Source organism: Mycoplasma sp. SG1 (genome assembly GCF_023612375.1).
Classification (GTDB): domain Bacteria; phylum Bacillota_I; class Bacilli_A; order Mycoplasmatales; family SG1; genus SG1.
Window position 1 is genome coordinate 451,020 of record NZ_CP076852.1, and the last position, 13,414, is coordinate 464,433.

Sequence of the window (13,414 nt, forward strand, 5' to 3'; positions counted from 1 at the left end):
TTAACCAACTAATTCTTCATTAGTTGGTTATTTTTTTTATTATTTGCCTATATATGGTTATAAAAAAGAAAGTTATAATAACAAAATTTTAAAATACAAACATATATAAATTAATGAAAACTCAAAATAAAAATTTATATGATCAAAGTTTAAATCAATTGATAAACAGTATCAATAAAAGTTATGGTGAAAATACTTTATTTTCGCACGGGATGGAAACTGATAATATTCCTGTTTTTCCATCTGGTTCTTTGATAATCGATAAATTAATTGGAGTTGATGGTTATCCAATCAATAAAATCATTGAAATTTTCGGTCCAGAAGGCTCTGGTAAAACAACAATTGCTTTAATGGCGATAAAATCTGCTCAAAATTATTTTGATAAAAAAGTTGTTTTTATCGATGCTGAGCATGCTTTAGATATTAAATATGCTAGAAAAATAGGTCTTTCGGTTGATGACTTAATATTATCACAACCTGGAAGCGGAGATGATGCAATTAACATAATAGAGCAAATGATTTTATCTAATTTATTTTCTTTAATAGTTGTTGATTCAGTTGCAGCGTTAGTTCCAAAGTCTGAAATTGATGGAGTGAATGAGCACGGTCTAGCAAGTCATGCACGAATGATGAGTCAAGGTTTAAGAAAAATTAATTCCGCTTTATCTAAAAGTGATACCTCAATCATTTTTTTAAATCAAGTAAGAGATAAAGTTGGCATTTTATTTGGTCCGAAGGAAACAACAACAGGCGGAAGAGCATTAAAATTTTTTGCATCGTTACGAATTGAAGTTAGAAGGGAAAGTTATATCAAAGATAACAACGGTCAAAATATTGGTATTAAAAGCAAGATAAAAATTGTCAAAAATAAAGTAGCACCGCCGTTTAATTACGATTTTATATCCATTTATTTTAACTCTGGATTTATGAAAGAATTGGAAATTATTGAGTATGCTATTAAAAAATAATTTTATAAAAATTAAAGGGCATAATTACTATTACAACGACATAAAAATCGCTAATTCAAAAGCAGAAATATTTGCTATTCACGAAACTAATAATGATTTATATCTATCAATAGAAGGTGAAATTAAAAAAAGCTTAAAGCCTAAAAAAGGACAAAAATAATTATCTAATTAATAATTATTTTTATATCAAAGCGAACATTAACTTTCCTATATAATAATACTTAGATAAGAACGCAATAATTAAGATATGAATGTTTTAGTCATCGGAGATGTAAGTGGAAATAGCGGAAAAAAAGCGTTAATAAACTATTTAAAACTAGTTAAAAACAAGTATTTTATTGACTTTGTAGTTGTAAATGCTGAGAATATAACTTTAGGTAAATCGATTAACAAAAATGACTATTTATTCTTAAAAGATTTAGGAATTAATGTTATTACAATGGGTAATCATATATATTCTAGAAAAGATGCATTTTGACTTCTAGAAAATATGAAGTCATTGATAAGACCAATAAATTTTTACCATAATGCTCCAGGATGTGGATCTATTTGCTTAAAAATTAAAAATAAAAAAATTCGGGTAACAAGTATTCTAGGAACTACTTTCATGCCGTTTAATTGCCAAAATCCATATATAGAATTTGATAAATTATTACTTCAAATAAAAAAAGAAAAAGAAGATATTCATATTGTTGATTTTCACGCTGAAACAACTAGTGAAAAATGCGCTTTTGCATGAAATTATGATGGTAAAGTAACAGCTGTCCTTGGAACTCATACTCATGTTCAAACTGCTGATGAAAGAATATTACCGAAAGGAACAGCTTTTTTAACCGATATTGGTATGACAGGTAGTTATCATAGTATTATTGGAGTTGAGCCAAAAGAAGTAATTGAAAAATTTAAATATGGATATGCAGAAAGATTTGTTATGTCAAACGGTGACCCGCAGTTTTGTGGTGTTGTTTTAAAAATTGATAACAATACCAATTTAGTAACTAATATTGAAAGAATATTAATTACGCCTGATAGAAAATTTTTATTCTAATTAAATTAATGAACAAAAAAAATACCTTATATATTTATGATTTCCCTCTAAGCAATCGGTTTAGAGGGAAATTTATTTAAAGTTGATGATGAAAATATCAGATTACTATTTTAGATCTTTTTAAAACATAAATTATTTAAAGTAGTAATTTAACAAATTTTTACTTAAAATCAAAAACAAAAAATATGGAGTTTTTAAAAATTGCCCTTCCTGAATTTATTGGTACTATGATTCTGATATTACTAGGAAATGGAATAGTAGCAAATGTTTTATTATCGAAAACGAAAGGTAATCGAGGTCAAACCTCAGGTTGAAATGAAATAGTATGAGCATGAGGATTAGCGGTTTTTATCGGAGCTACGGCATCAAGTCTTTCTGGAGCAAATCTTAATCCTGCGGTTTCTTTAACGCTTTTAATTGCAGGGAAAATATCAATTGCTAATTTATTTATCTACATTGTTTTCCAACTTCTAGGAGCAATCGCTGGTCAATTATTAGTTATTTTAATTTATTGAAACCATTATCAATGTACAAAAGACCCTGAACTAATAAAATTTACCCATTGTACAGCTCCTGCTATTAGATCATATGTTCACAATTGATTTTCAGAATTTATTGGAACAATTATTTTATTAGTAGCGGTTTTTTTAACAATCGGTATGACCAGACTTCAAGGTACTGGCCAAATTAATAATTTTAAAGCTGCATCTATTTTTGGACCAATGGTTGTTGGTATGACAGTTGTAGCGATTGGTTATTCACTTGGAGGAACAACAGGTTATGCAATTAACCCCGTTCGTGATCTTGGACCAAGAATAGTTTATGCATTGTTTCCTTTCAAGAATAAAATAAGTTCAGATTGACAATATGCGTGAATCCCGATCGTTGCCCCATTATCCGCTGCTGCAGTTACTGGTGGGCTATTCCTTTTATTTCAATAAAGTTACTTTAAAAAACTAACAAACTATTATTTTATGAACAAAAAATATATTATTTCACTAGATCAAGGAACAACAAGCTGTAGAACAATTATCTATGATAAAAATGGTTCAGTTATTTCATCTAGTCAAAAAGAATTTACTCAATATTTTCCTAAATCTGGTTGAGTGGAGCATAATGCAATGGAAATTTGGCATACACAATGTGCAACCTTGATTGAAGCAGTTAATTTAAAATCTATCAACGTAGATCATATCGCAGGAATTGGAACCACAAATCAAAGAGAAACAGTTGTGGCATGAAATAAAAAAACCGGTCTTCCGATTTGCCCTGCAATTGTTTGGCAGGATAGAAGAACTGCTGATTTTTGTAAAGAATTAATCAATGATGAAAAAACAGATTTTTTTAGAAAAAAAACCGGTCTTGTTATCGATGCTTATTTTTCTGCTACTAAAATTAAATGAATAATTGAAAATATCCAGCAAGCAAAAGAATTATTGAAAGATAATAATTTATTAGTTGGAACTATTGATACGTGATTGGTGTACAAGTTGACTAACCATAAAGTTCATATTACGGATGCTACAAATGCTTCTAGAACTATGCTTTTCAATATTAAAGACCGAAAATGAGACTCTGAAATTTTAAAACTTTTAAATATTCCTAGATCTATTCTTCCTGAAGTAAAAAATAGTAGTGAAATTTATGGTTATTTTGAGTTGCCATTATTTAAAACATTAAAAGATATAAAAATACCAATTGCATCAGCAATTGGTGATCAACAAGCAGCCTTGTTTGGTCAAAAATGTTTTTTATCCGGGGATGTTAAAAATACATACGGAACTGGATGTTTTATTTTAGTTAACACAGGCGAAAAAATAGTTTATAGTAAAAATGGTTTGTTAACGACAATAGCGCTATCAATTGATAACAAAATTCAGTATGCATTAGAAGGTTCTGTTTTTATAGCAGGAGCTGGTATTCAATGATTAAGAGATAATTTAAGAATAATCTACAATTCAGAACAAAGTGAATGATATGCCAATATGGCAGCTAAAAAAAATCAAAATCGTGTTTTTGTTGTCCCTGCCTTCACAGGTCTTGGAGCTCCTTATTGAGATTCATATGCAAGAGGGGCTATCTTTGGGATTGAAAGAGATACTAAAAGAGAAGATATAATCAAGGCAACTCTTGAAGCAATTGCATATTCATCAAAAGATATTCTAGAAACAATGAAAGAAGATATTGGTTATGATTTCAAAAATATAAAAGTTGATGGCGGAGCATCGCAAAATAATTACTTAATGCAATTTCAAGCTGATCTTTTTTCAAAAACAATAACAAGACCAAAAAATCTTGAATCAACCGCTTTAGGAGCTGCTTTTTTAGCAGGACTTGCAGTTAAGTTTTGAACATGATCTGATATAAAAAATATCAATGAAACTAATAAAACAGTCTTTAGTCCGAAAATATCAGAAGATAACGCATCCAAACTTCATACTACATGAAAAAAAGTGATTAAAAAAACATTAAATTGAGTAAACGAAATTAAATAATAAATTTTATGAACAACTTGAAAATAATAACAGTTATCGGTGCTGGAGCATGAGGAACAGCTTTAGCTAACGTTCTAGGTCTCAAAGGTCATACTGTAAAAATGTGATCAATTGAATCAGATGTTAATAAAGAAATTAATACAAAACATCAAAATAATAAATATTTCCCAAAAATAAATGTTACCCTTTCAAAAAATATAACAGCTTATGATGATTTAAAAGAATCACTTCAAGATAGTGATTATATTTTAATTGCTGTTCCAAGTCATATTATTAGCAAAGTTATTGGGTCAGTAATAAACCTAATTAATAAAAAAGTCATTATTATTAATGTCGCTAAAGGTTTAATTAACGAGCATTTACCGTTAGAATATTTTGAAAAAATTATCAATCAAATAAGCGGCAGTGATAAAATCAAAGGTGTTGTTTCTTTATTAGGAGGAACGTTAGCAGTTGATGTCGTTCAAAAACAACCTGCGATTGTTACTGTAACTGGAAAAAATTATCAATTAGCAACTGAAATTGCTAATTTCTTTAATTCAACTATTTTAAAAGCATATCCATCGCATGATTATATTGGATGTGAATTTTTAAATCTATTCAAAAATATTCTTGCGATATTAACTGGGTTTATTGATGGCTATGGTTATGGGATAAACTCACAAGCTAGAATTATTACAGAGGTTCTTCAAAAACTAAAACCGATTATTAAAAAATTTAAAGGTGATCCTGAAACAATTTTTATGCCATCTAGTTTAGGTGACTACATTGTGACATGTTTATCAAATAAATCTCGAAACTATTCTTTTGGTTATCAATTAGCAAAAGATAATGATGTTAAAATTACCTTAGATAAGTTTAAAAATATTACAGTTGAAGGGTATAGTAATATCTTTGAATTGAAAAAAATTTTGGTTAAAAAAAACCTTAACATCTTTTTTCTTGATCCATTAATTGAACTGTTACAAGAAAAAATTAATTGCGAAGAATTATTAAAAAAAATTTTTTATTAAATTTTTATAACTTTTATTTTTTCCTGATATACTTTTTAAGGTTAATCTAAAAAGTTAACATTTTTTGAAAAATTATTTCATTTTTTTGTATAAAATATTTTGATCGAATATATAAAATATTTTGATCGAACAGTAAAATAATGATATAATAAATCTTGATATAAATGGTCTTGATTGCTTAGTTTATTGAACAATAATTAAGTAAATTGGTTCATTTATGTAATTGTCTTTGAAATCTAAGAATCCACCAATCAATATGTTACTTAGTAACATATTAATGTAATTTCTAAATAAGAGTTTGATCCTGGCTCAGGATTAATGCTAGCGAAATGACTAATACATGCAAGTTGAACGGGAAGAGCAATCTTTCAGTAGCGAACGGGTGAGTAATATATACCTAACCTGCCTATATATCAGAAATAACAACTAGAAATGGTTGCTAATATTTGATAGTATGGTAAGAAAACAATTTTTTATCATTAAAGGGGCAATTGCCTCGTATATAGATGGGGGTATACCACATTAGCTTTGGCGTAAGGTAATGGCTTACGTAGGCGATGATGTGTAGTTGGCCCGAGAGGGCGACCAGCCACACTGGAATTGAGATAAGGTCCAGACTCCTCCGGGAGGCAGCAGTAAGGAATTTTTCACAATGGACGAAAGTCTGATGGAGCAATTTCGCGTGCTCGATGAAGGTCTTAGGATTGTAAAGAGCTGTCGCAAGGGAAAAAAAGAAAGATAATTGGAATGTATCTTTTTTGATGGTACCTTGCTATTAGTTACGGCTAACTATGTGCCAGCAGCCGCGGTAATACATAGGTAGCAAGCATTATCCGGAATTATTGGGTGTAAAGCGTGAGTAGGCGGTTTATTAAGTCTATGGTCAAATATCAAGGCTCAACCTTAGATGTGCCATGGAAACTAATAGACTAGAACGTAAAGGAAGGTAGTGCAATTCTGCAAGTAATGGTGATATATTTCGATATGCAGGAGAACACCTGAGGCGTAGGCGACTATCTAATTTATTGTTGACGCTCAATCACGAAGGTATGGGTATCGAATAGCATTAGTCCGCTAGTAGTCCATACAGTAAACGATGAGCACTAAATATTGGCAGTATTGTCAGTCATTAAAGTTAACACGTTAAGTGCTCCACCTGAGTAGTACGTTCGCAAGAATAAAACTCAAAGGAATTGACGGGGACTAGCACAAGTGGTGGAGCGTGTGGTTTAATTCGATTCTAAGCGAAGAACCTTACCAAGGTTTGACATTTGGTGCAAAGCTATAGAAATATAGTGGAGGCTATCATCAAACAGGTGGTGCATGGTTGTCGTCAGTTCGTGTCGTGAGATGTAAGGTTAAGTCCCATAACGAACGCAACCCTTCTTTTTAGTTGCTACCATTAAGTTGAGGAATCTAAAAATACAGTTAGCGTAAGCTAAACGGAGGAAAGGATGATGACAAATCATTATGCCCTTTATACCTTGGGCTACACACGCGCTACAATGGTCAATACAATAAGTTGCAAACCAGCGATGGGGAGCTAATCTTTAAAATTGATCTCAGTTCAGATTGAAGTCTGCAATTCGACTTCATTAAGTAGGAATCACTAGTAATCGCAAATCAGCCACGTTGCGGTGAATACGTTCTCTAGTCTTGTACACACCGCCCGTCAAACCATGAAAGTTGATAGTACTTGAAGCCAATACTAATAACCATTTTTGGATTTATTTGTCTAGAGTAAGATCAGCAATTGGGGTTAAGTCGTAACAAGGTATCCCTATGAGAACTTGGGGATGGATCACCTCCTTTCTATGGAGAAAAAAAGCACACTAAGTGTGTAATAAAAATCATAAATTATTCAATTTATGGTATGATTCAATAAAAAAATATGTGGATTCTTAGATTTGAAAGCTATTAACAACTTATATTTATATAATAAATATAATAATTAAGAGTTTTCAACAACTTTTGAAATGTTTTTACATTTCATATCTTTGGTTTTATAAATAATAAAATTCAACGATATTTCTTTGAAAAAATAGATAATTTATGAATTTAAAAATTCATTGAATAATTCTTTTGCAAGTAATAAACAAAATGCGTTTTAATTAAATTATTAAGAGCATACGGTGGATATCTTGGAAATAAGAGACGATGAAGGACGTGGCTACCTGCGATAAGCCTTGGAGAAATGGATGCAATTTATCACCCAAGGATTTCCGAATGGGGCAACCCGGTTTTTTTAAAAAAAACCATTACTATTTTTAATAGTAAAGTTAACTCAGGGAAGTGAAACATCTCAGTACCTGAAGGAAAAGAAAGAGAATTCGATTCCCTTAGTAGCGGCGAGCGAACAGGGAGGAGCCCAAACCATATTTATATGGGGTTGTAGGATATATTGTCAATAATAGTTACAAATTATTTTAATAGCAGAAATATTTGGAAAAATATACCATAGATAGTGAAAGTCTAGTAAGCGAAATTAAAATAACTATTCAAATATATTCCTGAGTACAACGAGACACGTGAAATCTTGTTGGAATCTACACAGACCATTGTGTAAGGCTAAATACTACTTATTTACCGATAGTGAACCAGTACCGTGAGGGAAAGATGAAAAGAACCCTGGAGAGGGAGTGAAATAGATCTTGAAACCGTATGTTTACAAAAAGTCAGAAGTCGTTAATGACTGATGGCGTGCTTTTTGGAGAAAGAACTGGCGAGTTATAATCAGCTGCAAGATTAAGTTGTAGAGACTGAGTCGAAGCGAAAGCGAGTCTGAATAGGGCGATTAGTATCTGGTTATAGACCCGAAACCAAGTGATCTATCCATGAACAAGTTGAAAATAAGGTAATACTTATTGGAGGACTGAACCGACGTTCGTTGAAATGACCGCGGATGATTTGTGGATAGGGGTGAAATGCCAATCGAACTTGGTGATAGCTGGTTCTCCCCGAAATAGTTTTAAGACTAGCCTTGAAATTTACTAATGTGAAGGTAGAGCACTGAATGTATGATGGCCCTCCTCGGGGTACTGAATACAATTAAACTCCGAATTTTGCATTATATTGTTCAGGAGTCAGTCCATGGGGGATAAGCTTCATCGGACAAAACGGAAACAGCCGAGACCACCAAATAAGGTCCCTAAATTTATGCTAAGTGTCAAAGGATGTGAGAACACTAAAACAACTAGGATGTTTGCTTAGAGGCAGCAATCTTCTAAGGAGTGCGTAACAGGCTTACTAGTCTAGTGTTTTTGCGCCGATAATGTACCGGGGCTCAAGCATAGTACCGAATTTGTGGACTTTAACGTAAGTTAAAGTGGTAGGGGAGCGTTATAGCAGCACTGAAGGTTGATCGAAAGGACAGCTGGAGCTACTATAAGTGAGAATGCCAGTATGAGTAACGCATAAAGGTGAGAATCCTTTACACCGATTGACTAAGGTTTCCTGAGGCAGGTTCGTCCTCTCAGGGTTAGTCAGGACCTAAGGCGAAATTGAAAAATGTAGTCGATGGACAATAGGTTAATATTCCTATACTCTTAACAAGAGGGATGGAGTGACAAAGTGAGTTTAGTTGAGCTAGTGATTGGTTGAGCTAGTCTAAGCATTTAGGTGGTTTTTATAGGAAAATCCGTAGAAACTTAACACTGAGATGTGATGGGGAGTGAAATCTTCGGAAAGTAACGTAGCAACGATAACTGTACTTTCTAGAAAAACTTCTACTGTTAATCTTGTTAGGACCTGTACCGAGAACGAACACACGTGGTCAAGGAGAATATCCTAAGGTGAGCGAAAGAACTATTGCTAAGGAACTCTGCAAAATTGCCTTGTAAGTTCGCAAGAAAAGGTGCTTGAGTAATCAAGTTTCAATAAAGAGGCCAGGGGAACTGTTTATCAAAAACACAGCTCTCTGCTAAACTGTAAAGTGATGTATAGGGGGTGACACCTGCCCAGTGTTGGAAGGTTAAAATTAGAGGTCAATAAAACGTAAGTTTTAGGCAGCTTCGACATTAAGCCCCAATTAACGGCGGCTGTAACTATGACGGTTCTAAGGTAGCGAAATTCCTTGTCAGGTAAATTCTGACCCGCACGAATGGTGTAATCATCCTGGCGCTGTCTCGGCAATAGATTCGGTGAAATTTTAATACCTGTGAAGATGCAGGTTACCCGCAATTAGACGGAAAGACCCCGTGAAGCTTTACTATAGTTTGGTATTGAATCTTTTTTGATTTTGCATAGGATAGGTGGGAGACGTTGATGTATCGGTTTAGGCTGATATTGAGTCAACCTTGGAATACCACTCTTAATCAATGAAGGATCTAACTTTATTAATAAAATAGAGGACAATGCTAGATGGGTAGTTTAACTGGGGCGGTTGCCTCCTAAAAGGTAACGGAGGCGTTCAAAGGTACTTTCAGCATGGTCGGAAACCATGTTTAGAGCGCAAAGGTAGAAAAGTGCTTAACTGTGAGACCTACAAGTCGAACAGATAAGAAATTAGGACTTAGTGATCCGGCGGTTCCCTATGGAAGGGCCGTCGCTCAACGAATAAAAGTTACTCCGGGGATAACAGGGTTATCTTCCCCAAGAGTTCACATCGCCGGGAAGGTTTGCCACCTCGATGTCGGCTCATCACATCCTCAAGCTGAAGCAGGTTTGAAGGGTTTGGCTGTTCGCCAATTAAAGTGGTACGCGAGCTGGGTTCAGAACGTCGTGAGACAGTTTGGTCCCTATCTGTTGTGGGCGTAGGAAAATTGCGAAGATTGGTTTTTAGTACGAGAGGACCAAAATCAACATACCTCTTATGCGCTAGTTGTCATGCCAATGGCACAGCTAGGTAGTTATGTATGGAAAAGATAAGCGCTGAAAGCATCTAAGCGCGAAACTTACTTCAAGATTAATTTTCCCATCTTGTAAAAGAGTAAGATCCCTTATAGATAATAAGGTTGATAGGTTAGGAATGTAAGTACTGTGAGGTATTTAGTTTACTAATACTAATAGATCGAGGATTTAATTAAAATTTTTTTTAATACGCAAAAGAATACACATTTAGTGGAGTTCATGAATATCTATTTTTTGAAAGAATATCTTTGTTTTAAGTTATCTTTCAAAACAATAAAAGAATGATATTAATAATGTAGTGGAAACACCTTTCCCCATCCCGAACAAAGAAGTTAAGCACTAAGATGGTTTTCGGACAAAATATCATTCTTTTTTTTTATAAAATTAAATAAATAATTTTATAAATTTTTTTTATATTTCAATGTTTTATTCATTTAAAAATCTTTTTTCTTTAACATTTAATTCTAAAAAAACTTATTTAAAACTTATTTCAATTATTTTAATTCCATTGATTTATGGTTTTATTTATATTAGCGCGTTTTGAAACCCGTTTGGCAATATTGATAAATTACATTTTGCGGTTGTTTATAATGTTAAAAACGATGGATCAAAAGTATTTGTCGATTTAATTAAAAATTCTTTACAAGAAGAATATAAAAGTGATACTCATCCAAAATTAGGTAATTTTACCCTTTCTATAGATTACGTAAATCAAAAAGATCCTGGTAAATACAATTATGATGCTAACAAAAGTAAATACCCGTATGCATTAACAATTGGTAATAAGTTTACTGACAATTTTATCAATTATTTGATTAATTACTATCCTGATGAAAAAAAACCAAAATTGAATTTCTATTCATCGTATAAATACAATTTTATCATCGGTGAATTAGGGAATTTTTTTTCAATGACATTAAACCAAATTATTAATAAGGAATTTGGGATGTTTTTTTTGAAAATTATTTTATTCCTCATTCATGATCCTTCTCTTCATGATCAAAATTTTTTAAATAATTTTAAAAATGCCTTTCAATCGATAGTTTCTCCAATATTCTTTCAAAAAAATGAACCATTAATTGATAAAATTAATTCACAGCATAGTATTTCTGAAAACAAATCTAATATCAACAAATTAATTAAAAAAGTTGATAATAGTTCTCAAGATTGATGAAAAGATCCCGGAATCAATCTCAACACACATGATCAAGGCGCAAACGAGGGTATAAATATCTATGGATATGGTTTAGCTCCTTTTTTCATATGTATAGCGATATGAATCGGTGCAGTCCTTCATATTTCAATTTATCGAAAATTAAACTTTACATCTTCAAGATCAAAAGAAAAATTATCAATCATTGTTAAAAATATTATTGTTAAATTTATTTTTATTGATATTATTGCAATTTTACAATGATTGATTTTACTTTCAAGTTTACTTTTGCTAGGATTTTCGGTCCATTATTTTGGTCTTTTTCTTTTATATTCAATCATATCTGTCACGATTTTTAATTTTATTCTTTTCGTTTTGTTTGAATTATTGTATTCTGATTTGGCAAGATTTTTGGCTTTGGTTCTTTTAATCCTGCAATTAGTTTCATCTGGTGGTATTTTTCCAGTTATTACACAAAGTGCCTTTATCCAATTTTTTAATCATTTAAATATCTTTAATTATTTTATTCAAGGTTTACGTGAATTTTATATCGCTCCTTCGTTTTCTAATATTTTTATTGACTTAGGAATTATTTGCATCTTTTTAGCCATTTTTGTAGTCATTTTAATCGCTAAAGTTTTTATCCATTGATATCTCCATAACAAAAAACTAGATACTAAAATTAATAAAATTATGCTTGAAAGTATCGAATAAATTTTAAATTATGAAAAACGAAAAGAAAAAGAAAACTGTCGTTCTTGCTTTATCTGGTGGGATTGATTCATCGCTTTGTGCTTATTTATTAAAAGAACAAAAATTTAATGTTATTTGTGTCTTTATTAAATGTTGAGATGCAACTTTAAACTCTGATATTTTGGGTAATATGGGGGTAAGTGATGAAAAAGGATGTCATGATGTTAAAGATTATAAAAACGCTAAACAAGTCGCTGATAGTTTAAATTTACAACTAGTTACTTTTAATTTTGTCGAAGAATATTGAAATTTAGTCTTTCAACACTTTTTAGAAGATATTAAAAATGGTTATACACCAAATCCTGATATTGACTGTAATTCAATTGTTAAATTTGATTTATTTATCAAAAAGGCGATTAAACTTTATAATCCAGATTTTATTGCGACCGGTCATTATGCAAAAATTAAAAAAACAGATAATGGCATTTTTCTTCAACAAGCTGAAGATAAAAGCAAAGACCAAAGTTATTTTTTAGCATCAATCAAAGAACATCAGCTTGAAAAAATCATTTTCCCGTTAGAAAATATATATAAAAAAGATATTAAAAATTTTTTGCTTCAAAGTAATGTTAATGTTAATTTAAACCAAAAATCTTCAAGCGGTATTTGTTTTATTGGCAAACGTAACTTTAAAAATTTTCTAACTAACTATTTCCCAATTAAACCAGGAAAAATAATCGATATAAAAACTAATCAAGTTTTAAAAGAAAAACATGATGGCTATTATTTTTATACTATCGGACAAAGAAAAGGACTTAAGTTAGGTGGATATGGAGAAAAACATTTTATTGTTAAAAAAAATATTCATAAAAATATTTTATATGTTGCTGGAATCAATGAAAAAAAATATCTTTTATCTAGTGGTTTTTCTGCAAAAAAGATGCATCTAATTAATAAAATAAATGAGCAAAAAGATCTCATAAATGCTACATTTGATGCAGTCCTTCGATATCAATCTAAAAGAATTAAAATAAAAATAACTGAATATAATCAACAAACTAAAAAAATAAAAATTTTATTTAACGATCTACAACCTTCTGTTACCCCTGGTCAATTTTGTGTTTTTTACCAAGACACAACATGTATTGGTTGCTGCCAAGTAGATGATGTTCTTTACAATGAAGAATAATTAAATT

General features: G+C 31.3%; 8 protein-coding genes, 2 rRNA genes and 1 other annotated feature. All 10 genes read left to right on the plus strand.

The features are described 5' to 3' along the window. Positions 1-113 precede the first annotated feature (113 nt). On the plus strand, positions 114-968 hold the full coding sequence (locus tag JRW51_RS02135; protein WP_250328536.1) for a recombinase RecA: 855 nt from the start codon (positions 114-116) through the stop codon (positions 966-968). Then, the gene (locus tag JRW51_RS02140; protein WP_250328537.1) at positions 952-1,128 is read left to right on the plus strand and encodes a hypothetical protein; all 177 of its coding nucleotides are present in this window, start codon (positions 952-954) and stop codon (positions 1,126-1,128) included. Before JRW51_RS02135 ends, JRW51_RS02140 begins: the two co-directional genes overlap by 17 nt. Before the next feature lie 87 nt (positions 1,129-1,215). Then, positions 1,216-2,016 carry a TIGR00282 family metallophosphoesterase gene (locus tag JRW51_RS02145; protein WP_250328538.1) on the plus strand — a complete coding sequence of 267 codons (801 nt, stop codon included), beginning with the start codon at positions 1,216-1,218 and terminating at the stop codon, positions 2,014-2,016. Between the two features lie 185 nt (positions 2,017-2,201). Further along, on the plus strand, positions 2,202-2,957 hold the full coding sequence (locus tag JRW51_RS02150; protein ID WP_250328539.1) for an MIP/aquaporin family protein: 756 nt from the start codon (positions 2,202-2,204) through the stop codon (positions 2,955-2,957). A gap of 33 nt (positions 2,958-2,990) precedes the next feature. Beyond that, a complete protein-coding gene (glpK, locus tag JRW51_RS02155; RefSeq protein ID WP_250328540.1) occupies positions 2,991-4,511 on the plus strand; it encodes a glycerol kinase GlpK in 1,521 nt (506 codons plus the stop codon). 8 nt (positions 4,512-4,519) lie between these two features. Then, complete coding sequence (locus tag JRW51_RS02160) at positions 4,520-5,524, plus strand: NAD(P)H-dependent glycerol-3-phosphate dehydrogenase (protein ID WP_250328541.1); 1,005 nt, start codon at positions 4,520-4,522, stop codon at positions 5,522-5,524. 286 nt (positions 5,525-5,810) lie between these two features. After that, positions 5,811-7,336: ribosomal RNA gene (locus tag JRW51_RS02165) — 16S ribosomal RNA — on the plus strand. A 297-nt stretch (positions 7,337-7,633) separates the two neighbouring features. Beyond that, positions 7,634-10,548, plus strand: a 23S ribosomal RNA gene (locus tag JRW51_RS02170). The 16S and 23S rRNA genes sit together here, the layout of an rRNA operon. Before the next feature lie 104 nt (positions 10,549-10,652). Next, positions 10,653-10,741: a sequence feature (5S ribosomal RNA rRNA prediction is too short), on the plus strand. A gap of 52 nt (positions 10,742-10,793) precedes the next feature. Next, a complete protein-coding gene (locus tag JRW51_RS02175; RefSeq protein WP_250328542.1) occupies positions 10,794-12,239 on the plus strand; it encodes an ABC transporter permease in 1,446 nt (481 codons plus the stop codon). A gap of 10 nt (positions 12,240-12,249) precedes the next feature. Continuing rightward, positions 12,250-13,407 carry a tRNA 2-thiouridine(34) synthase MnmA gene (gene mnmA / locus JRW51_RS02180; protein WP_250328543.1) on the plus strand — a complete coding sequence of 386 codons (1,158 nt, stop codon included), beginning with the start codon at positions 12,250-12,252 and terminating at the stop codon, positions 13,405-13,407. Positions 13,408-13,414: the final 7 nt, after the last annotated feature.